The sequence below is a fragment of the Cupriavidus sp. 05L411 genome, assembly GCF_056398045.1.
On sequence record NZ_JBFTOQ010000012.1, the window covers coordinates 38982 to 59962 of the forward strand.

22 protein-coding genes and 1 pseudogene are annotated in these 20981 nt (G+C 66.2%); 9 read left to right on the top strand and 14 right to left on the bottom strand.

The window, feature by feature from the left end:
* The first annotated feature begins 26 nt into the window (after positions 1–26).
* Positions 27–644 carry an acetate uptake transporter gene (locus AC1DQR_RS16315; protein ID WP_416051061.1) on the top strand — a complete coding sequence of 206 codons (618 nt, stop codon included), beginning with the start codon at positions 27–29 and terminating at the stop codon, positions 642–644.
* A 28-nt stretch (positions 645–672) separates the two neighbouring features.
* On the opposite strand, the gene AC1DQR_RS16320 is transcribed toward AC1DQR_RS16315, so the two are convergent.
* From AC1DQR_RS16320 to AC1DQR_RS16330, 3 genes are all read right to left on the bottom strand, one after another.
* Positions 673–1134 carry a PRC-barrel domain-containing protein gene (locus AC1DQR_RS16320; protein ID WP_416051060.1) on the bottom strand — a complete coding sequence of 154 codons (462 nt, stop codon included), beginning with the start codon at positions 1132–1134 and terminating at the stop codon, positions 673–675.
* 94 nt (positions 1135–1228) lie between these two features.
* Positions 1229–1600, bottom strand: coding sequence for a BON domain-containing protein (locus AC1DQR_RS16325; protein WP_477133364.1), 372 nt, complete (start codon positions 1598–1600; stop codon positions 1229–1231).
* 252 nt (positions 1601–1852) lie between these two features.
* Positions 1853–3169 carry an NRAMP family divalent metal transporter gene (locus tag AC1DQR_RS16330; protein ID WP_416051058.1) on the bottom strand — a complete coding sequence of 439 codons (1317 nt, stop codon included), beginning with the start codon at positions 3167–3169 and terminating at the stop codon, positions 1853–1855.
* Between the two features lie 174 nt (positions 3170–3343).
* On the opposite strand from AC1DQR_RS16330, the gene AC1DQR_RS16335 reads away from it, so the two are divergent.
* Entirely contained in the window at positions 3344–4291 is a 948-nt protein-coding gene (locus tag AC1DQR_RS16335; protein ID WP_416051057.1) for a DnaJ C-terminal domain-containing protein, read from the top strand.
* A 4-nt stretch (positions 4292–4295) separates the two neighbouring features.
* Entirely contained in the window at positions 4296–4613 is a 318-nt protein-coding gene (locus AC1DQR_RS16340) for a chaperone modulator CbpM (protein WP_253930597.1), read from the top strand.
* 22 nt (positions 4614–4635) lie between these two features.
* On the opposite strand, the gene AC1DQR_RS16345 is transcribed toward AC1DQR_RS16340, so the two are convergent.
* Genes AC1DQR_RS16345 through AC1DQR_RS16355 form a run of 3 tightly spaced genes read right to left on the bottom strand, consistent with a single transcriptional unit; the run spans position 4636 to position 7332 of the window.
* A complete protein-coding gene (locus AC1DQR_RS16345; protein ID WP_477133365.1) occupies positions 4636–5094 on the bottom strand; it encodes a chromate resistance protein ChrB domain-containing protein in 459 nt (152 codons plus the stop codon).
* A 47-nt stretch (positions 5095–5141) separates the two neighbouring features.
* Positions 5142–6332 (bottom strand): chromate transporter, encoded by a 1191-nt coding sequence (locus AC1DQR_RS16350; protein ID WP_477133366.1) that lies wholly within the window; start codon positions 6330–6332, stop codon positions 5142–5144.
* Positions 6333–6369: 37 nt separating this feature from the next.
* Positions 6370–7332 (bottom strand): chromate resistance protein ChrB domain-containing protein, encoded by a 963-nt coding sequence (locus AC1DQR_RS16355; RefSeq protein WP_416051054.1) that lies wholly within the window; start codon positions 7330–7332, stop codon positions 6370–6372.
* A gap of 281 nt (positions 7333–7613) precedes the next feature.
* Between AC1DQR_RS16355 and AC1DQR_RS16360 the strand changes: the two genes are divergently transcribed.
* Positions 7614–8615 (top strand): tripartite tricarboxylate transporter substrate binding protein, encoded by a 1002-nt coding sequence (locus tag AC1DQR_RS16360; RefSeq protein WP_416051053.1) that lies wholly within the window; start codon positions 7614–7616, stop codon positions 8613–8615.
* Positions 8616–8684: 69 nt separating this feature from the next.
* Here AC1DQR_RS16360 and AC1DQR_RS16365 read toward each other — a convergent pair whose 3' ends face one another.
* On the bottom strand, positions 8685–9854 hold the full coding sequence (locus AC1DQR_RS16365; RefSeq protein WP_416051052.1) for an MFS transporter: 1170 nt from the start codon (positions 9852–9854) through the stop codon (positions 8685–8687).
* Positions 9855–10067: 213 nt separating this feature from the next.
* Here AC1DQR_RS16365 and AC1DQR_RS16370 point away from each other — a divergent pair, with 213 nt between their 5' ends.
* Both AC1DQR_RS16370 and AC1DQR_RS16375 read left to right on the top strand, forming a co-directional pair.
* On the top strand, positions 10068–10523 hold the full coding sequence (locus AC1DQR_RS16370; protein ID WP_477133367.1) for a cupin domain-containing protein: 456 nt from the start codon (positions 10068–10070) through the stop codon (positions 10521–10523).
* Positions 10524–10546: 23 nt separating this feature from the next.
* Positions 10547–10618 (top strand): annotated as a pseudogene (locus AC1DQR_RS16375) (hypothetical protein); the annotation flags it as partial.
* A gap of 24 nt (positions 10619–10642) precedes the next feature.
* On the opposite strand, the gene msrA reads toward AC1DQR_RS16375, so the two are convergent.
* The 3 genes from msrA to msrB all read right to left on the bottom strand — a co-directional run bounded on the left by msrA (position 10643) and on the right by msrB (position 13841).
* Positions 10643–11383 (bottom strand): peptide-methionine (S)-S-oxide reductase MsrA, encoded by a 741-nt coding sequence (msrA, locus tag AC1DQR_RS16380; RefSeq protein WP_477133368.1) that lies wholly within the window; start codon positions 11381–11383, stop codon positions 10643–10645.
* A gap of 82 nt (positions 11384–11465) precedes the next feature.
* Positions 11466–13283, bottom strand: a complete 1818-nt coding sequence (locus tag AC1DQR_RS16385) for a cytochrome c biogenesis protein DipZ (protein ID WP_416051050.1) — start codon at positions 13281–13283, stop codon at positions 11466–11468.
* 45 nt (positions 13284–13328) lie between these two features.
* Positions 13329–13841: a peptide-methionine (R)-S-oxide reductase MsrB gene (gene msrB, locus AC1DQR_RS16390; RefSeq protein ID WP_416051049.1), complete on the bottom strand. Its 513-nt coding sequence runs from the start codon at positions 13839–13841 to the stop codon at positions 13329–13331.
* Between the two features lie 226 nt (positions 13842–14067).
* Between msrB and AC1DQR_RS16395 the strand changes: the two genes are divergently transcribed.
* Both AC1DQR_RS16395 and AC1DQR_RS16400 read left to right on the top strand, forming a co-directional pair.
* A complete protein-coding gene (locus tag AC1DQR_RS16395; protein ID WP_477133369.1) occupies positions 14068–14790 on the top strand; it encodes a response regulator transcription factor in 723 nt (240 codons plus the stop codon).
* A complete protein-coding gene (locus AC1DQR_RS16400; RefSeq protein WP_477133370.1) occupies positions 14787–16304 on the top strand; it encodes a sensor histidine kinase in 1518 nt (505 codons plus the stop codon). The genes AC1DQR_RS16395 and AC1DQR_RS16400 overlap by 4 nt, the downstream gene beginning before the upstream one ends.
* Positions 16305–16316: 12 nt before the next feature.
* On the opposite strand, the gene AC1DQR_RS16405 is transcribed toward AC1DQR_RS16400, so the two are convergent.
* Positions 16317–17216: a LysR family transcriptional regulator gene (locus AC1DQR_RS16405; protein ID WP_416051046.1), complete on the bottom strand. Its 900-nt coding sequence runs from the start codon at positions 17214–17216 to the stop codon at positions 16317–16319.
* A gap of 215 nt (positions 17217–17431) precedes the next feature.
* Here AC1DQR_RS16405 and AC1DQR_RS16410 point away from each other — a divergent pair, with 215 nt between their 5' ends.
* A complete protein-coding gene (locus AC1DQR_RS16410; protein ID WP_416051045.1) occupies positions 17432–17884 on the top strand; it encodes a DoxX family protein in 453 nt (150 codons plus the stop codon).
* Here AC1DQR_RS16410 and AC1DQR_RS16415 read toward each other — a convergent pair.
* The 3 genes from AC1DQR_RS16415 to AC1DQR_RS16425 are packed head-to-tail and all read right to left on the bottom strand — an operon-like array spanning position 17881 to position 20853.
* Positions 17881–19224 carry an MFS transporter gene (locus tag AC1DQR_RS16415; RefSeq protein ID WP_416051044.1) on the bottom strand — a complete coding sequence of 448 codons (1344 nt, stop codon included), beginning with the start codon at positions 19222–19224 and terminating at the stop codon, positions 17881–17883. The genes AC1DQR_RS16410 and AC1DQR_RS16415 overlap by 4 nt on opposite strands.
* On the bottom strand, positions 19221–20318 hold the full coding sequence (locus AC1DQR_RS16420) for an MBL fold metallo-hydrolase (RefSeq protein ID WP_416051043.1): 1098 nt from the start codon (positions 20316–20318) through the stop codon (positions 19221–19223). Before AC1DQR_RS16420 ends, AC1DQR_RS16415 begins: the two co-directional genes overlap by 4 nt.
* 31 nt (positions 20319–20349) lie before the next feature.
* A complete protein-coding gene (locus tag AC1DQR_RS16425) occupies positions 20350–20853 on the bottom strand; it encodes an ester cyclase (RefSeq protein ID WP_253930605.1) in 504 nt (167 codons plus the stop codon).
* Positions 20854–20981 lie beyond the last annotated feature (128 nt).

The following is a 20981-nucleotide window of genomic DNA, read 5'->3' on the forward strand; positions in this document are numbered from 1 at the left end:
GCCCCCCGCCATCTTGGAGATATAAAGTGAGCACCGCACCGACCCAACTCAAGCTATCGAATCCCGCCCCGCTGGGACTGGCGGGTTTCGCGTTGACAACATGGCTGCTCAGCATGATCAACGCGGGCTGGTTCCCGGCAGAATCCATGGGGCTTGTGCTGGCCTGCGCGCTGGCCTATGGCGGTACCGCGCAGGCCATCGCAGGCGTGATGGAACTGCCGCGCGGCAATACGTTCGGCGCCACGGCGTTCCTGAGTTATGGGGCGTTCTGGTGGTCGTTCGCGCTGTTCCTGATGTTCCCGCACGACAAGGTGCCGGCGGCATTTGTGGGGTGGTACCTGTTCCTGTGGGGCGTCTTTACGTTCTACATGTGGCTGGCCACGTTCAGGTCGCCACGGGCGCTGCAGCTGGTTTTCCTGGCGCTGTGGATCACCTTCTTCCTGCTGGCCGCGGGCGACTGGACGGGTTCCGGCGCGTTGCATATCGCCGGCGGATACACCGGGCTCCTGACGGCGGCACTGGCGTTCTATCTATCGGCGGCCGACGTCATCAACGAGGTGTATCAGCGGGCCGTGCTCCCAATCGGGGCAGCGCGGAGCTTCCCGCTGCAACGCGTCCCGGAAGCGGTGCCGCACGCAGTGTAGCGCCGCAGCCGAGGCAGGCCAAGCGGTCTCAGAGCCGCGTCTCCCGCTGGTACCGGTCATGCTCCCAGTACGGGGGCTGGCCATAGTACTCATGGATGCTGGTGGCCCATTGCTCATCCGCCATGCTTGGCCAGTGATCCTTGTCGAAGCCGGGCGCGGCCTCCAGCACTTCCTTCTCGATGCCTAGCACAAAGCTCTTGCGCTGGACGTCGAGCGTGAGCGCGGACCAGGGCACGGCGAAGAGCTTTCCGCCCATGCCGAGGAATCCGCCAAAGGACAGCACCGCATAGGCGATGCGCCCGCCCGGTACGTCCAGCATGATGTGGTCGACTTTGCCCAGCTTGTCGCCGCCGGGGCCGATCACCGGGTTGCCTTCCAGCGTATCGGCAGCCATCAGGAACGGCCCGGGTCCCGGGCTGTTCTCTTCGATCTTGCCGACGATGGTGGCGCGCGGGCCACCGCTGTTGTGGTCGAGTTCATAGGGATTCATGGAGTGACTCCAGGCAGGGAAATGCAATAGGCGAATGCAACAAGCGGCAGCCCGCGCCGCAGCCGGTGGATCGTGGCGCCGCGCGGGCTGTTGGTTACAAGTGTTGGACGGACAGGTGATTCTCGACCGACTTCACGCCGCTGACGGCATGGGTCACATCGGCTGCTGTCTGCCGTTGCGTCGCGCTCGGGACGCTGCCGGTCAGGCGCACCACGCCCTCGCGGGTGCGGACATGCACGTGCGTTGAGCTCAGCTTCTTCTGTTCAAGCAAACTGGCCTTGACCTTGGTCGTGATGGCGGTGTCGCTCATGGCGTCGCCAACCGGCTCATGGGTGGGATTGATCGACGACATGGGCGACGGCCCGGTGTCGTTCGTGGCGCCAAGGCTCAGCGGAGCGTACAGGCTGGCCGCGACGGTGATGCACGCGGTGCCGATGGCGAATTGCAGGGGATGGATGGTTTTCACGTCAGTTACCTCGATTCAGATCCAATCAGTTGTCACATGCCGGAGCGGCTTGTTAGGCGAGCCTGCCCCAGGGCAAATGCAACCGCGCGGCATGACGTCGCGAGGGATCGTATCTCCCTGCAAGCGGCATCCGATGGCTCGAGACTGACATGGATCGGCCATGGCGTCGGTACGATGGCGGACACGGAGATGTCTTTCATCGCACTTCGCTTTGCGCAAGCACTTGCCGGACAGGCGCCGCTCAAGCGTTGCTCAGGCGCGCATGGTCACCAGCATCGCGCAGACAGCCAAGGCCATCATCAGCGTGGCGAGCCAGCCCAGCACCTTCAGCCTTTTGCTGATGACGAACTCGCCCATGATGTCGGTGCGCGCCGCCATCAGCATCGTCACCACCATGATCGGCACGGAGATCACGCAGTTGATGACGGCACTCCAGTACAACGCCTTGATCGGGTCGATCGCGGTAAAGCCCAGCGCGATGCCGATCAGGGTGGAGACGGCGATGATGCCGTAGAAGGCCTTTGCCGTCATCGGCGTGCGCTCCAGGCTGTTCTTCCATTTGAAGGCGCCCGCCATGGCATAGGCGGAGGATCCGCCCAGCACGGGAATCGCCAGCAGCCCGGTGCCGATGATGCCCGCGCTGAACAGCATGAAGGCGAAATCGCCGGCAATGGGGCGTAGCGCGGTGGCTGCCTGTGCCGAGGTCTGGATATCGGTGACGCCGTGCAGGTTGAGCGTCACCGCTGTCGTCAGGATGATGAAAAACGCCACAAGGTTCGAGAAGCCCATGCCGATATAGGTATCGATCTTGATGCGCCGCAAATTGGCTTGCGCCTGCCAGGGTGCATTGATCAGGGGCCGGGCCCGCGGGCTGGCGAGCTGATCCTCGACTTCCTGCGATGCTTGCCAGAAGAACAGGTAGGGGCTGATGGTGGTGCCGAACACCGCCACCACGGTCGTGACGTACTCGGGCTTCCAGGACATATGCGGCAGGAGCGCCTTCGACAGCACCTGCGACCACGGGATATGCACGACAAACGCCGTGGCCACGTAGGCCAGCAAGGCCAGCGTGAGCCATTTCAGCAAGCGGACATAGCGCCGGTAGGGCACGAACACCTGCAGCAGCAACGAGATCATGCCGAACACCACGGCATAAAGCTGGGCCGGCCCGCCCACGATCAGCCGCAGCGCCTCGCCCATGGCCGAGACGTCGGCCGCAATATTGATCGTGTTGGCAACCAGCAAGAGGCTGACCACGGCATACAGGAGCCACGCGGGGTAATGCCTGCGGATATTGGTGGCCAGCCCATGGCCGCTCACCCGCCCGATCCTGGCGCTCACCACCTGGATGCCCACCATCAGCGGATAGGTGAGCAGCACTGTCCACAACATGTTGAAGCCAAACTGCGCGCCCGCCTGTGAATAAGTGGCGATGCCGCTGGGATCGTCGTCCGCCGCGCCGGTGATCAAGCCCGGCCCGAGCTTGCCGAGCCATGATTGTTCTGCGTCTTGCGGGGCGGATGCCACATCTTTCACCGATGCCTCCAGTAGCTGGCTTGCCGCTAACATAGCAGGTTCCGCAGGTGCGCACGCCACGTTATGGATACGTGCGCCGACAGCGCGCGCAGAGCGAACCGCATCGAGCCGCATGCCCGTGCCTTTGCCTATACTTAGAGCCGCAGGTCAAGCGCATCATTCGCCAAGCGCCGTGCGCGTTCCGCACGCCAGTTGCCGGGGGCATTCATGGAGTACAAGGATTACTACGCGATGCTCGGGGTGGAGCCCACGGCCACGCAGGATGACATCAAGCGCGCCTACCGCAAGCTGGCGCGCAAGTATCACCCGGACGTCAGCAAGGAGCCGGATGCGGAGGCCCGCTTCAAGGATGTGGCCGAGGCGTACGTAGCGCTGAAAGACGAGGAGAAGCGCGCCGCTTACGACGACGTGGGGGCGCGGTACAAGAGCGGCCGCGAGTTCACGCCGCCGCCGGGATGGGATAGCGGCTTCGAATACAGCGGCGGCGAGGCGGATTTCGAGCAAGACCTGGATCGCAGCGATTTCTTCGAGTCGCTCTTCGGCGCCAGGCATGCGCAGTCTCGCGGCGGGCGAGGCGCTGCCCGCATGGCAGGGGGCGATCACCATGCCAAGGTGCAAATCGATCTGCAGGACGTCTACCGGGGCGGGCGCCGCACCATCACGCTGCGCACGCCCCAGGCAGACGCCAGCGGGCACGTGCGACTGCAGGAGCGGCAACTGGAAGTCAATATTCCCAAAGGCATTCGCAGTGGACAGCATCTTCGGCTTGCAGGCCAGGGCGGCCCCGGATTTGGAGACGCTCCCGCCGGCGACCTCTATCTCGAAATCGAGATCGCGCCGCACCCGCTGTTCCGCGTAGTCGATCGCGACGTCTACCTCGACCTGCCCGTGGCCCCATGGGAAGCGGCCTTGGGCGCCAGCGTCGGCATACCCACGCCGGACGGCAGCGTGCAACTCAGCGTGCCGCCGGGCTCGTCGGCAGGCCGCAAGCTGCGCCTCAAGGGCAAGGGCCTTCCCAGCACGCCGCCCGGCGACCTGTACGCGGTGCTGTCGATCGTCTTGCCGCCCGCGGACACGGAAAAGGCCAACGATGCGTACCGGGAAATGGCCAAGACCTTTAGCGGCTTTGCCCCGCGCCGTTCACTGGAGGCTTGATGCGATGAGCGATCAAGGCATATCGATGCTGCATGGCGTCCTTGTCGAAGAAGAGGTGCAGTTCACGCTGGTGGAGCTGAGCGTGGCCTGTCATGCCGACATTGGACAGGTGGTGGCGCTGGTGGAGGAGGGCGTGCTGACGCCGCGCGGAGAGGACGCGCCGCGCTGGCGTTTCGACGGCGCCACGCTCAAGCGTGCCCGCACGGCGCTGCGGCTCGCGCGCGACCTGGAGCTTGGGGTGGCCGGCGCGGCCGTCGTGCTCGACCTGCTGGACGAGATCGAGACGTTAAGGGCGAAGCTGCGGCGTGCGAACCTGGCTTGAAGGCGCGTGCCGGCGCGCCACGTCATGCCGGCATCTCCGGCGGCCAACGATGCGTCTCGGCCTGGCAACGTTGGCACCAGGCATACAGGGCGTCGTACATCACCATGCCGTGGCGGAGCATTTCGTGGTCGTCCGGGAACACCTGCGACAGACCCAGGGAGATGGCGTAAAGGCCTGCCGATTGCGGTGTGAGATCGAGCCGCGACGTGTCGGCGCCCCGCACGATGCTGGCCAGATGCCGCAGGGCGGGATCCGTCAGGCGGTACTTGTCCAGGAAGGCGTCAAAGCTGCAGAACTCTCCAACGTGCGATAGCTCGACGTCGGGGATGTCATAGGCAACCGCACCGGTCTGGCGAGCGGTCTTCAGGACCTCGGCGGCGGGCACATAGAGGAACTCCGGTGCGTCGTCGATGAACCTGGCGATCAGCCAGGGGCAGGCGATCCGGTCAATCTTTGGCCTTTCGCGGGTAATCCATTGCATGGCTGGCTCCTTTGAGAATTGCCGATGTTCGCTGGGCCATCGGCGGCCTATCGGGCCATGTGCAGCAAAGGGTAGGCCATCAGGCCGACCAGTGCGGCACCGGCCACGATGACGGGCTCGGGCAGTCTCTTGAAGCGCCACAACAGCGCGATCGTGACCAGCGCCAGCAACGCGGTGGGCACGTCCACGATCGAGCGTTTGGCCAGGACGACCACGGCGCCCGTGATGGCACCCACGGCCGCTGCCGTGACGCCATCCACGAATGCGGCGATGGCGGGCAACTTGCCATACCGCTTGAAGTAGGGCGCCGGGATGACCRTAAACAGGTAGCACGGCAGAAAGGTGCCCAGGGCGGCCACGCAGGCGCCGGGAAAGCCGGCGACGAGATAGCCGATAAACCCGACCGTGATCACAACGGGACCCGGCGTGATCATCGCCACCGCCACGGCATCGACGAATTGCTTGTCGTTGAGCCAATGGTGCTCGGTCACTACGCCGCCGTAGAGGAAGGGCACGATGGCAAGGCCGGAGCCAAAGACGAAGGCGCCGGCCTTGGCAAAGAACACGGCAATCTGCGCCAGCAGTGGCCAATCCAGCGTGCTGAACACGCCGCCGGCCGCAGGAACCTGGCTGGCAGCGAGGGCATTGAGGCCGCCTTGGCGGAACCAGGCCGGTGGGGCGCGCCAGAACCAGGAGAGCACGCCCGCGGCCACGAACAACCATGCAATCTCGGATTCGGTGATGACGGTCACCGCGCCCAGCGCCAGGTAGATCCCCCAAAGCAGCTTGTCCTTGCCGACGCTCTTCCTCGTGAGCTTATAGGCGCTGATCGCGATGATGCCGATGACGGCGGCACCGACGCCGTAGAACACCGATTGCATCCACGTGAGGCCGCCGAACTCGCGGTATGCCCAGCCCAGCGCGATCACCATCAGGAAAGACGGCAGCACGAACGCGACCCCGACCAGCGTGGCACCCACGATGCGATGGTGCACATAGCCGAGATAAATGGCGAGTTGCGCCGCCATGGGGCCGGGTGCCAGCTGCGCGAGCGCGATGCCTTCCTTGTAGTCCGCATCCGTGATCCACGCGCGCCGCTCGACAAGATCACGGTGCATGTAACCGGCCAGGGCAACCGGGCCGCCAAAGCCCAGCGTACCGAGCCGCAGCATATAGAGGACCAGTTGCCAGAGCGTATAGCCGGGATGACCAGGTGGCGAAGCGTCCTGCGTATTCATGGGCGTTCCTGATTGACGATGGACCGCGAGGCCCGTCTCAGCCTCGGCGGTTGGTGGTGAAGTGGGTGTAAAGCGAATCGAGAGCCAGTCCGACTTCAGCCAGCAGCGCGTCATCGTCGGGCAGCCGCTCGCGTGCGCCGGCGAGGATGGCCTCGAAGCCGCTTGCCTCGGGTTGTTGGTTTCCGCCCACGTCCAGCGCATGCACGATCTTGCCCAGGCGGCGCAGCGCCCGGTCCTCATCCAGGCCGAAACTTGCCATCAGGACCTCGAACGACACGCGTTCGCCAACGTGGGTGAAGGTCGCCCCGTCAAAATCGAAGCCCAGCGCATCCGGTGGGCAATCGGCGGTCTTCTCCAGCCAGTGGAAGCGGGCATGCGGGTCGATGAAGCGCAGGATCAGCCAGGCACTGGCGACCCGGTCCACCCACAGGTGCTGGCGCGTGGCCCACAGGCGCCCTTGGTACTGGGTGCGGTCGCGGCGGGCGATCGCGCCGGCAGCGCAATGGGGTTCCCCTGGCGAGAGAATCGCCCCGATGGTGCCTGCGAAATCCTTCCATTGCGCCTGAGCACGCAGTGAGGCCTCGTTCGGAAAGAAATCGATGGCACGAATGGCCTCCAGGGATCGTTCGTGCCGATGCAGCAGCCTGGCCAGCTCGGCTTCGCTCAAGGCGGACAGGGACTTACGCGCATCCGCCAACGTGCTCTCCAGCTCGCCGTATTCGCGCGTGCGGTCGAACAGCTGCCGATAGGCCGCCGGATCATCGGACGCATTGGCCTGGACATCCAGCAACCATGCTTGCCCATCCTGCTGCAATGCCTCGTCAGCCAGCTCGCGCAATTGCGCGGCTTGTGACGTGCCGGCGGGAAGCAGGTAGGCGCCATCGCGCAAAGCCGCGCACCCAAGCGATTTCACGGCTCGCCAGATTCGCATGCGGGCGGTGGCGCCTGACGTCGGGAGGCTCACGATCAGTAGGAGCCAGGAGTCGGAAGAGGGAGTCATGGAGGGCATGATAGGAACGCGTAGCAGTCATTTCAACCATGTAGAGATCTCTACAGTGCGTGCATCTTGCAATCCGCGGGACACCTTCGCCCAGAGGACCGTCACCCGTCGGCTTCCATTTGATTGATTACTTTTTATTTCAAAAACATAAAAATAATAAGCTGGACGGAAACTGTCGTGCAGGGAAGAATCCGCTCCACGCGATACATGGGGTCCAGGCTGATGTCCACGCTTGCTCGCCTGCAACCCCACAACAACAGGCATCAACCGAGGAGACATGGATGTCATTTACTACACTGACTACACGCACGGCCACGCGCAGCAGGTTCGTACTGGCGGCGTTGGCAACCCTTTGCCTTCCCGCACCGGCGCTTGCGCAAGCCGCTCCTTACCCTTCCAAGCCGATCAGCCTCGTCGTCGGCAGTGCGCCGGGCGGCTCTGTCGATCTCTTCGCGCGTGCCATCGGCAAGCATCTGCAGGACGCATTGGGGCAACCCGTGCTGGTCGAGAACAAGCCAGCGGGCGGCGGGGTCATTGCAGGTACCTATGTCGCGAGGGCGCCGGCGGACGGCTACGCCTTGCTGATGGTGACGTCGACCTTTACGACAGGGGCGGCCATCCGGACCAACCTGCCCTATGATGCGGTGAAGAGCTTCAAGCCCGTGGGCATGCTCGCCAAAGGGCCCTTGCTGGTCACGGTGTCCGCCAATTCGCCGTTCAAGTCGGTGGCCGATCTGGTGGCCAACGCAAAGGCCAATCCGGGCAAGCTCAACTACGGGACTTCGGGGGCGGGCAGCATCAACCAGTTCGCCAGCGAGTTGTTCGCGGACGCGGCCGATATCAAGCTGACCCATGTCCCATACAAGGGTATCTCACCGGCCGTGACCGACATGGTAGGCGGCCAGATCCAGATGATGGTGGCCAGCGCGCCGTCCATCCTCTCACAGGTCAAGAGCGGGCGGGTCCGGGCGCTGGCGGTTACCACGGCCGAGCGCTCGCCCGTGGCGCCGGATCTGGTGCCGCTGGAGCAGGCCGGCTACAAAGGCAGTGCCGTGGAATTGTGGTGGGGCATACTGGCGCCCGCCGGCACGCCGCAAGCCCTGGTGGACAAGCTCAATGGTGAGATCGGCAAGATCGTCCAGTCGCGGGACATGAAGGCGTTCTTCCTCAAGGAAGGCGCGGAGCCGGCGGTGATGAAGCCGGCTGAGTTCGCCACCTTCATTGCGTCCGAGGTGGAGCGCTGGAGGAAGGTCGCCAAGGCGGCGGACATCCGGCCCGAGTAGGCGCCGGCGCGCATCGCGGCGTTATGCCCGCCGTCATGCCCGCCATTACGTGCGCCATTACGCCCGGCGTTACGCCATGCTCGCCTGGCGTGCCTCATGCGCCTGCAGGGCAAGCGCTGCCGCAAGGCCCGCGCCGCAAAGCGCGGCCGTGAGCAAGAAGGCGCGGCCGCCCACGCTGGCAAACAGGTAGCTGCCCAGGAACACGCAGACCGCCGTCAGCAAGCCGGCACAGGCCGAGTAAAGGCCCGTGCCGCTGGAGATGACCTGCGCCGGCACCCGGGTGCGGATGTACTGCGCCGCGCCCAGTTGCGTGAAGCCTAGCGTGGCGCCCTGCAGCAGTTGCGCCAGCATGGCCACCCCGGCGCTCTCGGCCAGGCCGATCATCGACCAGCGCAGGATGCCCGCCGCGCAGGCCAGCGCGATCAGCGCTGGCGCCGACACCTGCGCCAGCAGCCGCGAGCCGAAGGTGAACGCCGTGATCTCCGCGATCACGCCCAGCGCCCACAGGTAGCCGATGGTCGATGCCGGGAACCCCACGCTCCTCCAGTACAACGCGCTGTAGCTGTAGAAGAAACCGTGGCACGCTTGCGACAGCGCGGCGCTGGCCAGGAACAGCGAGAAGCCGGGCAGCCGCAGCACCTGCAGCAACGGCGCTTTCGCCGCATGGCGCGCTGCCACCGTGTCGTTGGGCAGCGCCAGCGCCAGCAGGCCCTGCGCCAGGTACGCCACCACGAACACGATCGCGATCACCTCGGTTCCCGCGCGATCCACCAGCCAGCCAAGCACGATCGACATGGCCACCACCGACATCGACCCGGCGCTGCGCAAGCGGCCAAAGTCAAAGCCATAGCGCGGCATGCCGGCCAGCACCATGGATTCGCTCAGCGGTATCAGGCCCGCCGAGCAGGCCTTGATGGCCAGGAAGACCAGCAGCACGCCGATGAAGCCCTGCGCGCTGAACAACAGCCCGGCGCTCAGCGCGGAACCGGCCACCAGCGCGAGCAGGATCACCTTGCGGCTGCGGTACTGGTCCGCCATGGCGCCCACGGCCGGATTGACCAGCACCGCCAGCGCGGCGCCGAGCGCCAGCACCATCCCGGTCTGCTGCTCGCTCAGGCCCTGGGCTCGGATCCAGAGGGGGAAGAAACTGATGGTGATCGCAACCGGGGCATACAGCGCGACATAGTAGAGATAGAACGACGCGATGGCGTTCCGGGAGGGTTGGGCGTGGGCGGTCACGGGTAAAGGCCGGGTGGCTTGGTGGGAAAGCTGCGACAGGTCGGGGGAATGCGCAGCATGCATCATCGCGCCAGAGCGGGCGCAGGGCAAGCCATTGCGCCGCCTGCCTCCCGCTTCCCGTTCGGCGATGGTCCTGTCGCAAGCATCCACGCTGACCTAGAATCGCAATAGCGGCAGGGGCGAGCGGTTCTTTGAATTGGCGGGAGACTGAAAATGGCACTTGATGGCGGGACTCCGGGCGATTCGATCCAGGTGGGTCAATTGCACATCCAGTACCTGATCGATGGGGCAGCGACGGGTGGAATGGGTGTATTCGAATTGACGGTGCCGCCCGGCTCGCAGTTGCCGCCAGCGCACAGCCACACGCACAACGAAGAGTGTGTCTATGTGCTGGCTGGCAGGCTTCGGTACGCTGTCGATGGGGTGGCCCGAGACCTGGCGCCGGGAGAGTGGATGCATACCCCGCGCGGATCGGTGCATCAGTTCAGCAACCCGCACGGCGACGCGGCTCGCGCACTGGTTGTTCTCACGCCGGACATCGGGGCCCAGTACTTCCGCGACGTCGCCGATGTTGTCAATGCCGGCGCGCCACCCGACCGCGCGGCGCTGGTTGCGGTCATGTCCCGCTACGGACTCTTACCGGCAGCACCACCGGCGGCACCGGGTTAAGCGCAATCCATTGCCTAGGCCAGATCAAGTCGGGCTCCATCTCCCGCGCGGATCGCACCGCGAAGTACAACCCGTTGATCCGCATCGAGCGCGAGCTGGGGGGCGCAGGCGCGCGGCCATCACGAGCCCGCCACCTTCAGCAGCACCGGGTCGTTGCGGTACAGGTCGGGAAACATCTGCTTCAGGTAGCCGATCTTGGGCATGTCGTTGATGACGATGTACGGGTGCGAAGGATGGAGGGTCAGGAAATTCTGGTGATAGCTCTCCGCCGGGTAGAAGGCCTTGTAGTCCTCGATGCGGGTAACGATGGGCGCCTTGAACGCGTTGGCCTTGCCCAGTTGCGCGATATAGGCCTGCGCCACGCTGCGCTGCTCGGCGTTGAGCGGGAACACCGCCGAGCGGTACTGCGTGCCGTGGTCCGGGCCCTGGAAGTTGAGCTGGGTGGGGTTGTGCGCGACCGAGAAGAAGATCTGCAGCAGGCGGCCGTAGCTGATCTGTGCCGGGTCGAACGTGACCCGCACCGATTCCGCATGGCCGGTGCCGCCGCCGCTGACGGTCTCGTACTGGGCCGTGCTGGCCGCGCCGCCGGCATAGCCGGACGTGACCTGCTTCACGCCGCGCACGTGCTGGAACACGCCTTGCACGCCCCAGAAGCAGCCGCCGGCAAACACGGCCGTTTCCGTCGGCGCCGCGCTGGCTTTTTCATCGAGCGCGGGCGGGGGGATCTTGACGGCGTCTTCAGCCGAGTTGGCCACGCGCTGCCAGGCCAGCAGGCCCGCCGCCAGCATGACGAGGCCAGCGACTTTTGCGGCGGACGAGCGCGTCCACCATGAGAAACCGGTTGATGTTTGCGTGGTCATGATTGCCTGTCCTTGAACGTTGCTGTGTCGTAATCAATGCATGGAATATGGCGATATGGCGATATGGCGGCTCGCGTGCGCGTCAACCGAAGGTAAAGGCGTAAGCCTCCACGCCGGGGTCCAGGAATTCGATCGTGAACGTGCGATCGGCCACCCTGCCCGTCTGCCGCACCAGTTGGTATAGCCGCTGCTCGGTCACCGTGCCGCTGCCATCCGCCGCCACGTCGGTGCCGTGCGCGCTGCCTGGTGCGCCCCCGTCCACGCTCACCCGGAACCGCACTGGCTTGCCATCCTTGCCCGGCCCCAGCACCAGATGCAGGTCGCGCGCGTGAAAGCGGTAGACGATCCGTCCGGAGGCGCCGGCCAGCGTGGCGTGCTCCGCACCCACCTGCCAGGTGCCGGCCAGGCCCCAGTCGTTGAGCGCGGGGTTTGCGGGCGCGGTATAAGTGTGCGCCTTGTCTTGCGCCTCGCCACCGGGCGAGGCGAAGTTCTGCGCCCGCTCATAGCCAAGGTAGGTTTCGCCGGACTGGATTTCCGCTTTGTCGGCAGCCATCTGCACGCCTTGCACGCTTTGCGCATCGGCATGGCTGATGCCCATCGCCACCTTCGCCGCATCGGCGTGGCCCGCTTGCGCCAGCAGTTGCTGGATCACCTGCTCGGATTTCGCGTACTCGCCTTCGCCGAAGTGGTGAAAGCGGATTTGCCCCTGCGCGTCGATGAAATAGTGCGCAGGCCAGTACTGGTTGTTGAAGGCGCGCCAGATCGCATAGTTGTTGTCGACCGCCACGGGATAGTCGATGCCGAGGTCGCGCGTGGCCTTCTTCACGTTGTCGAGGTTGCGCTCGAAGGCAAACTCCGGCGCATGCACGCCGATTACCACCAGCCCCTGGTCGCGGTACTTCTGCGCCCAGGCCCTCACGTAGGGCAGGGTGCGCAGGCAGTTGATGCACGAGTAGGTCCAGAAGTCGACCAGTACCACTTTGCCGCGCAGCGCCTCGGCCGTGAGCGGCGGCGAGTTCAGCCACGCCACGGCGCCGCCCAGCCCGGGCAACTGGCCTTCCACGGGGAGTGCCGCGGCGGCGCTCTCGCTGGTCTTGCCGGTCTTGAGGCTGGTTGCGCGCATCATCGCGCCGGACGACGTGGCCATGGCCGCGCCGTTGCCGGTTTCGGCCTGTTTAGCGGAGAGCTTGTCGACCAGCTGCTGCTCGATGCCGCCCGTGGCCACGGTCGAGACGCGGGCCAGCACACCCGTGTCCAGCCCTAGCCCGATGGCAACCACGCCGAGCAACATGGCCGCGCCAATGCCGCGCCGGACCCATTCCCCCGCGCCCAGCGAGCGCTTCATCGCGGTAAAGACCCGGCCGCCGATCAGCAAGGCCACCGCCAGCGACGTGGCCGCGCCGGCCGCGTAGGCCACTAGCAGCAGCGTGGTGCCGGCGCTGGCGCCGCGCAGCGCCGCACCGGTCAGCACAAGGCCGAGGATCGGGCCGGCGCAAGGCGCCCACAGCAGGCCGGTGGCAATGCCGAGCAGGAACGAGGARCCCGGCCGGACCTGCCCGCCATCGGCCTGCGCAAACGCGGAGAGCCGGCTGCCCGCGCTTACCAGCGGATGCATCAGCCGCTCGGCCAGGCGCGGCAGCAGCAGCGTCAGGCCGAACACGGCCAGCAAGGCAATGGCCAGCCAGCGTCCGTACTGGTTGGCCTGGGTTACCCAGCCGCCGCCAACCGCCGCCAGCGTTGCCACCGCCGCGAAGGTCAGCGCCATGCCGGCCAGCAGCGGCAGGCCGCTGCGCACAAAGGGCTGGTCGGCCCGCGAGAACACGAAGGGCAGCACGGGCAGGATGCACGGGCTGAGGATGGTGAGCGCGCCACCAAGGTAGGCGAGGATAAGGAGGAACATGGAATGCTTCAGTCTGGTTGTTGTCGGCGTTGGAGGCCCGCGGGCTCAGGCGGCTTGCGGCTTGAACGTCATCGCCACGCCGTTCATGCAGTAGCGCAGCCCGGTCGGCTTGGGGCCGTCGTCGAACACATGGCCCAGGTGGCCGCCGCAGCGCCGGCAATGCACCTCCGTGCGCGATATGCCGAAGGACCGGTCCTCGTTCGTGCGCACGGCGTTCTCCAGCGGTGCCCAGAAGCTGGGCCAGCCGGTGCGGCTGTCGAACTTGGTGCGCGACGAGAACAGGTCGAGCTGGCATCCGGCGCAGGCGAAGATGCCGGCGCGATGCTCATCGTTCAGCGGGCTGCTGTAGGGCCGCTCCGTGCCTTCCTGGCGCAGCACGTTGTACTGGCTTGCGCTGAGCATCTGGCGCCACTGGGCGTCGGAGCGCACTACCTCGAAGGTTTCGGTGGGCTTGCCCGCATTCGCCGTGCCGGCGGCCAGCGCGCGCCAGCCGCTAACGGCCGCTAGCGCCGCCACGGCGGCACTGCCCGATACCAAAAAGCGCCTTCTGCTTCCCATGATGTGCTCCTTGCCTCAATGTATCGATCGCGGCGACCGACTTGCCGTCGATCGCTGCCATGGATCGTTGGCCGCATCGTATGGCTGGCACCATCCCGGAGTCCTCACCAAAGGTTAAATTAAATGTGATAACTCGCCGCCTCGAAATTTTGCACAATAGCCAGGCCGGCGCTTTTCCTGTGCCTCCCCTGTCACGCGCGAGCCGGCTCGCGCCTCTAGGCTGAACATGGATCACCCCAAGCGCATCCTGATCGTCGAAGACGACGTCGACATCGCCAACGTACTGAGCCTGCACCTGCGCGACGAGCGCTACGAAGTCGTGCACAGCGCCGACGGCAACGAAGGCCTGCGCCTGCTGGCGCAGGGCAACTGGGACGCGCTGATCCTTGACCTGATGCTGCCGGGCGTGGACGGGCTGGAGATCTGCCGGCGCGCCCGCGCCATGACGCGCTACACGCCGATCATCATCACCAGCGCGCGCGCAAGCGAAGTCCACCGCATCCTTGGCCTGGAACTTGGCGCCGACGACTACCTGGCCAAGCCGTTCTCGGTGCTCGAGCTGGTGGCCCGCGTGAAGGCGCTGCTGCGCCGCGTGGATGCCATGGCCAAGGACCTGCGCATCGACGCGGGCAGCCTGGAGCTGGGCGGCCTGTCGATCGACCCGCTCACGCGCGAGGCCAGCGTGGACGGCCGGCGCATCGAGCTCACCCCGCGCGAGTTCGACCTCCTGTATTTCTTCGCCAGGCATCCCGGCAAGGTGTTCTCCCGCATGGACCTGCTCAACGCCGTCTGGGGCTATCAGCACGAGGGCTACGAACATACCGTCAACACCCATATCAACCGGCTGCGCACCAAGATCGAGGCCGACCCGGCACAACCCAGCCGCATCCTGACCGTGTGGGGGCATGGCTACAAGCTCGCGGCGGTAACCCAGGGAGGCGCGCCGTGAGCCTTGACCTTGGACTGAACCTGAGCCGCCGCCTGACCCTGACGCAGCGGCTGTCCCTGGTGTTTTCCGTGCTGCTGCTGGCCTGCTGCGGCGCCTCCGCGTGGCTGCAGGTCCGCTCCAACGACATGCGCGAGAAGGAAGTCATCCAGGACCTGTCGCGCGGGCTGGCCGGCCATATCGCGCGCAATGCGTCGCTGATGGACGCCAACGGGCTCAAGCCGGATGCGTTGCGCCGCCTGTTCGGCCAGTTGATGGTGGTGAACCCGAGCGTGGAGGTGTACCTGCTGGACAGCCAGGGCCGGATCCAGGGGCACGATGCGCCGGCCGGGCACCTGCAGCGCCAGCAGGTTGACCTCAAGCCGGTGCAGCGCCTGCTGGCCGGCGAGCCGCTGCCTATCCTTGGGGACGATCCGCGTAGCGCGGGCGGGCGCAAGGTGTTCAGCGCCGCGCCGCTGCGCGTGGGCGGTGCCGAGCCCGCCGGCTACATCTACGTGGTGCTGCTGGGCGAGGCGCATGACGAACTGGCGGCGCGCGCCTCCGCCAACTCGGTGCTGCGCACCACGCTGTGGTCGATGGGGCTGGTGGCGCTGCTGGGTTTGCTGGCCGGGTTGATGGCGTTCGGCCTCATCACGCGGCCGCTGCGCCGCCTGACCGAGGCGATGCGGCGGTTTGATGCCGATGGCGCGCCCGAGACGCAGCCGCGCGTGCCGCGCTCGCCGTCTGGCAATGCACGCGATGAAATCGTCGCGCTGGAAGCGGCCTTCGCGCAAATGGCGGACCGCATCGCCGAGCAATGGCGCGCGCTGACCAAGCAGGACCAGGAGCGGCGCGAGCTGGTTGCCAATATTTCCCATGACCTGCGCACGCCGCTGACCTCGCTGCACGGCTACCTGGAAACGCTGTCGCTCAAGGCCGATACGCTCAGCGATGCCGAGCGCCAGCGCTACCTGGCCATCGCGCTGGCGCAAAGCGTCAAGGTGGGGCGGCTGGCGCAATCGCTGTTTGAGCTGGCGCGGCTGGAGCACGGCATTGTGCAGCCGGCGCTGGAGGATTTCTCCCTGGTGGACCTGGTGCAGGACGTGTTCCAGAAGTTCGAGCTGCCGGCCGAGGCGCGCCATGTGCGGCTGCGTGCCGGCATCCCGCAGCGCCTGCCCGCCGTCACGGCCGATCTTGGCATGATCGAGCGCGTGCTGACCAACCTGCTGGATAACGCGATCCGCCATACGCCCGCCGAAGGCGCCATCGATGTCGATCTCGCCCTGCGCGACGGCAAGGTGGCGGTCACCGTCAGCGATACCGGCCCCGGCATTCCGGCGGAACTGCGCGAGAGTCTGTTCCAGCGGCCGTTCAGCGCCGGCGGCGCGCATCGCGGCGGCGGGCTGGGGCTGCTGATCGTGCAGCGCATGCTGCAGCTGCATCACAGCCAGATCCGGCTGGTGGAGCGCGCCGGCAGCGGTACGGTGTTCAGCTTTGAGTTGCCGGTGTCCGGCGGTGCTGCCGGCAACGCCCGCTAGCGGCGGGCAGGTTCAGTCCGCTGCCTGGCCGGAGAAGCGTTCGATCAGCCACGCGGCGGCGGGGCCGGGTGGCGTGTCGGTCCGGTAGATCGCATCGAAGGGGTAGAAGTTGCCGTGATTGTCGGGCAGGTCGAGCAGCACCAGACGGCCCGCGTCTAGGTCTTCCTGCACCATGGGCACCGGCATATTGCCCCAGCCGATGCCTTCTCGCAGCAGCATGTGCTTGGCGCCAAGATCGGCCAGCCGCCAGGTATGCGTGCTGACCACCGCGAAATCCATGCCGCGCGTCAACGCCGAGCGGTCCGACAGCACCAGTTGCACATGATGGCGCGCGGCGCCCGGTGGATTCGGGTTGCCGCTGGCCAGTGGATGGCCCGGCGCCGCAACTGGCCATAGCATCACATTGCCGATCCGGATGCGCTCGATTCCCGCCACGCCCGAGCTGAGCGGCCCGCTGACGCCAATGGCGGCGGCGCGGTCCAGCACCATCTGCGTCACGGCGCCAAGTGCTTCCATGTGCAGGTGCAGCGCTACCGTGGGAAATGCCTCTCGAAAGGCCTTCAGCGCGTCCACCACCCGGGATGCCGGCAGCATCACGTCCAGCGCCAGGTGGACCTCGGCCTCCAGGCCTTGCAGCAGGCCCTTGACCTTCGCGCGCAGCCCGTCGATGCCCATGGTGACCGTGCGCGCCTCGGCCAGCACGGTGCGGCCCGCCTCGGTCAGTTGCGGCTTTTTGGTGGTCTTGCGGTCGAACAGCGCCACGCCGAGCTGATTCTCCAGGTTGGCGATCGTATAGCTGATGACCGAGGTCGCCCGGCTGAGCTTGCGGGCCGCGCCGGCAAAGCTGCCGACGTCCACCACGGTCAGGAACACCTTCAGTTGATCCAGCGTGGGCGTACCGGGATTTGGCATCTTGTCGATTTTATCGAACGTTTCGATCCATATTATCCCAGTTTCGCGGACGTAAAAATCCACCTACATTTAGGCCCATCGGTTGCAGTACCCGATTCAGACCCTGAACCCGAACCTGAACCCTGACCCCCTAATCCCCTGATCCCCTGATCCCCTGATCCCCTGATACAACCGGCCTGCCATGACCGTGCGGCCGCATCGAATGGAGAACCACCATGTCCCAAGCCGCCCAACCCAATGCCCAACTCAACGCCCAGGCCAACTCCCGTGCCGACACACCCGCCGAAGCCGGCGTGGCAGCGCTGGGCCGTGTCCTGATCAGCGCCATCTTCCTGCTCTCCGGTGCGTCCAAGCTGGCCGCGCCGGCCGCCATGATCGGCTACATCCAGTCGGCCGGCCTGCCGCTGCCGCAAGTGGCGCTGGCCATTGCCATCGCCGTGGAAGTGGTGGGCGGCGTCGCCCTGGTGCTGGGATACCGCACCCGCCTGGTAGCTGCCATCCTGGCCGTCTTTAGCGTGGCGACCGCGCTGGCCTTCCATGCCAACCTGGCGGACCAGAACCAGTTCATCCACTTCTTCAAGAACATCGCGATGGCCGGCGGCCTGCTGCAGATCGTGGTCTACGGTGCAGGCCGCTTCAGCCTGGATGCACGCCGCGGCAACGCTTAACGCGCGGGGCGGGTTTCAAGCGCAGCCATGCGCATGGGAAACGCCAGCACGAAGAGCAGCGCGGCCAGCACCAGGGCCGCGCTGAGGATGTACAGGCTATCCGTGAAGCCGCCGGTGGCCGCCTTGATGGTGCCCACCATGACCGGCGCCACCAGGCCCGCGCTGCTGCCGATCGTGCTGATCATGGCGATGCCGGCAGCCGCGCCCCGGTCCGCCAGGATGCTGCCCGGCACGGACCAGAGAATCGTGAAGGCGCTGGAGATGCCTGCCGACGACAGCGCCAGGCACAGCACCGCCGCCAGCGGGTTGTGCATGAACAGCGTGGTGAGCGACAAGCCCAGCGCGCCAACCAGCGCCGCCACGGCAAAATGCCAGCGCCGCTCCCCCGTGCGGTCCGAATGGCGCCCCATGACGATGGATGCCGCAATCCCGGTGACCGCCGGCACCACCGCGTAAAACCCCACCTGCAGCACGCTCAGCCCCATCATCTTCAACAGCGTGGGCTGCCAGAACGACAAGGCGTAGATGCCCAGGATGGCGAGAAACGAGATCAGGCCGAGCATCCACACGCGCCGGTCGCGCATCGCGGCGCCAAAGCCGTGGGTCGCGCGGATGCCATTGGCGGCCTGGTCCTCCTCCAGCAACCGGACGACACGTTGCCGCTCAGGGGCGCTGAGCCACCGTGCCTGCGCAGGACCGTCCGACAGGATGAAGAAGGCCAGGATGCCCAGCAGCACGCTCGGGATCCCCTCCAGCAGGAACAGCCACTGCCACCCCTGCAAGGACCACGCGCCGTTGAGAAACGTCATCACCAGGCCCGCCAGCGGCCCGGCCACGATTGGCGCGGCGCCATAAGCCATGAAGAAGAGCGCCGTCACCTGTGCCCGGCGGCGCGACGGGTACCAGAGCGTGAAGTAGAACAGCACCCCCGGCGCGAACCCGGCCTCCAGCACCCCGATCAGGAACCGCAACGCATAGAACTGCGTGGGCGTGCTCACGAAGATCATGGCCGCGGACGCCAGTCCCCACAGCCCCATGATGCGCAGCAGCGTGGCCCGCACGCCGATCTTCGCCAGCATCAGGTTGCTGGGCACCTCGAACAGCGCATAGCCGAGAAAGAAGATGCTCGCGCCCAGGCCAAAGACGGCATCGCCAAAGCCGAGGTCCTCGCGCATCTGCAGCTGCGCATAGCCAACGTTGGTCCGGTCCAGGTAATTGAAGACATAGCACACGCATAGCAGCGGCAGCAGACGCCATGTGATCTTGCGGAACAGTTCGGCGTCGCTGGCCGGATCGGCGGCGGCCGCGCCGGCCGGCTTGGTGAGGGTGGCGGTGTTCATTGCGCGGGCCCCCGGTCTGCCCGCGTGCTGGTCGGGTGGCCGAACTCGGTCTCGCCCCACAATTGGCTGGACGGCGCGCCTGGGAACAGCCAGTACGGCGTGCACTCGGACGACGGCACGACGTTGCAAAACGGATGCGCTTCGGAGGCGCCCGCGATGGTTTTCTCCAGCACCATGGACAGGTACTGGTCGTTGCTGCCCTCCTGCGTATTGCCATTCAGGATCACCTCGGCCCCGGTGGCGCGCGCAAAGCGCCGGATGCCGTTGTGGCGCGAGTGTTCCGGCGACCAGCTGTCCGCGCTGACACCGTTCTCGCTGCTCACGCGGATGCCGTCAGGCGTGCGATAGACCAGCGAATGGTTGCCTTCGGTGTGCCCTGGCGTGTGCACCAGCGCCAGGCCGTGGCCCAGGTGCACGCTGCCGTCGAAAGCGACGATGCGTTCCCGTGGCACGTCCGCGAGGCCATTGGGGCAGTACCAGTCGGCCTGCACCGGCAGCAGGCCGTGCACGCTGGCCAGTTCCTGCCGGTGCACCAGAAGCCTCGCGTTGGGCAGCAATCCGCGGCTCGCGCCGCTGCCGAGCCAGCGGCGCACGTCCTGCGTGTGCAGGTGATCGTAGGTGATGTAGTCGATCTGCTCGGGCGCCACGCCGCAGCGTGCCAGCGCTTGCAGCACCGTGCCGTAGACGGGCGCGATGGTGTTGTGCAGGAACCGCGGCGTCTGCGTGCTCATGCGCTTGAAGTAGGGCGTCTCGGCGCCGGCCTCGAAGTCCGCGGGGGTAAACAGCAGCGTGCGCAGGCACCCCGCGAAGTCCTCGTACTGGATCAGCACCATGCGCGACAGCAGGTGGATCAGGTGCGGCTTGAGCATCTGCTGCGAGTACACGCCGTTAAAGGCGTACCAGGCCGGGTAGGGAACCCGCAGCAGGTTGAAGCTGCGCGCGAACCGGACCGGCGGTGCTTCCAGGAACTGCTCGCGGAAGTGCGCCGCGCCCCGGCGCAGTGCGCGCAGGCGGTCCTGTGGCGCGCTGGCGCTGCGCGCGCCGTCAAAATCGGAGATCGGCAGCAGGCCTGTCGGATCGGGTTCGCGTTTCATGGGTTGTCTCCTGTGGTTCTTGTTTTTCTTTTTATGCGGCTTCGGCCTGGCGCGCTTGTGGCTGGCCCAGCAGGCCGCCGATCAGTTGGGGCAGCATGTCCGGCGGCGTGCCGGCCAGCAACTGGCGCAGCATCGTCAGCGTGTCGAAATACACGCGCTCGCAAACCAGGCGCTCGCCCTCGAAGATGAACAGCGCGATCATGCGGCAGCGAAACGCATTGCCCGTCGGCGGCAAGCCGCGCAACGGGCCGCGGTGCGTGCCTAGCAGCCAGAACTCCACGATCACGGCATCGTCCGTGTGGCGCAGCTGGATGATCTCGTGGCGCTGGTCGGGGAAGGCCAGGCGGCTGTCGATGTAGTACTGGCGCACGGTGTCGATGCCGTCATGCACTTCGCCACTGGGAATCAGCTCGTAGTGCGGGTGCGGGAAGGTGGCGAGCACGGCGTCGAAATCCTGCCGGGTTTCATCGGCGAAGTGGTCAAGCACCAGGCGCTCGCGGCGCGCCTTGAGATCGGGGGAGAGGGTTGTGGTCATGCTGAAAGCTCCGTGGCGGGCAATCTGCGGAACACTGCGGCCGATGCCGCAGTCCGTTGCCTGGCGTGATTATCTGCAGCGTGCCGGCGCAAGACTGTCGCCGCTTGGCAGTTGCCGATCCGGATAAA

Bases quoted from the DNA above. Each gene is read 5' to 3' on its own strand.
- AC1DQR_RS16320 (WP_416051060.1), bottom strand. From the start codon at position 1,134: ATGAATCCCTATGAACTCGACCACAACAGCGGTGGCCCGCGCGCCACC.
- AC1DQR_RS16330 (WP_416051058.1), bottom strand. From the start codon at position 3,169: ATGTTAGCGGCAAGCCAGCTACTGGAGGCATCGGTGAAAGATGTGGCA.
- AC1DQR_RS16335 (WP_416051057.1), top strand. From the start codon at position 3,344: ATGGAGTACAAGGATTACTACGCGATGCTCGGGGTGGAGCCCACGGCC.
- AC1DQR_RS16340 (WP_253930597.1), top strand. From the start codon at position 4,296: ATGAGCGATCAAGGCATATCGATGCTGCATGGCGTCCTTGTCGAAGAA.
- AC1DQR_RS16345 (WP_477133365.1), bottom strand. From the start codon at position 5,094: ATGCAATGGATTACCCGCGAAAGGCCAAAGATTGACCGGATCGCCTGC.
- AC1DQR_RS16355 (WP_416051054.1), bottom strand. From the start codon at position 7,332: ATGACTCCCTCTTCCGACTCCTGGCTCCTACTGATCGTGAGCCTCCCG.
- AC1DQR_RS16360 (WP_416051053.1), top strand. From the start codon at position 7,614: ATGTCATTTACTACACTGACTACACGCACGGCCACGCGCAGCAGGTTC.
- AC1DQR_RS16370 (WP_477133367.1), top strand. From the start codon at position 10,068: ATGGCACTTGATGGCGGGACTCCGGGCGATTCGATCCAGGTGGGTCAA.
- msrA (WP_477133368.1), bottom strand. From the start codon at position 11,383: ATGACCACGCAAACATCAACCGGTTTCTCATGGTGGACGCGCTCGTCC.
- msrB (WP_416051049.1), bottom strand. From the start codon at position 13,841: ATGGGAAGCAGAAGGCGCTTTTTGGTATCGGGCAGTGCCGCCGTGGCG.
- AC1DQR_RS16395 (WP_477133369.1), top strand. From the start codon at position 14,068: ATGGATCACCCCAAGCGCATCCTGATCGTCGAAGACGACGTCGACATC.
- AC1DQR_RS16405 (WP_416051046.1), bottom strand. From the start codon at position 17,216: ATGCCAAATCCCGGTACGCCCACGCTGGATCAACTGAAGGTGTTCCTG.
- AC1DQR_RS16410 (WP_416051045.1), top strand. From the start codon at position 17,432: ATGTCCCAAGCCGCCCAACCCAATGCCCAACTCAACGCCCAGGCCAAC.
- AC1DQR_RS16415 (WP_416051044.1), bottom strand. From the start codon at position 19,224: ATGAACACCGCCACCCTCACCAAGCCGGCCGGCGCGGCCGCCGCCGAT.
- AC1DQR_RS16420 (WP_416051043.1), bottom strand. From the start codon at position 20,318: ATGAAACGCGAACCCGATCCGACAGGCCTGCTGCCGATCTCCGATTTT.
- AC1DQR_RS16425 (WP_253930605.1), bottom strand. From the start codon at position 20,853: ATGACCACAACCCTCTCCCCCGATCTCAAGGCGCGCCGCGAGCGCCTG.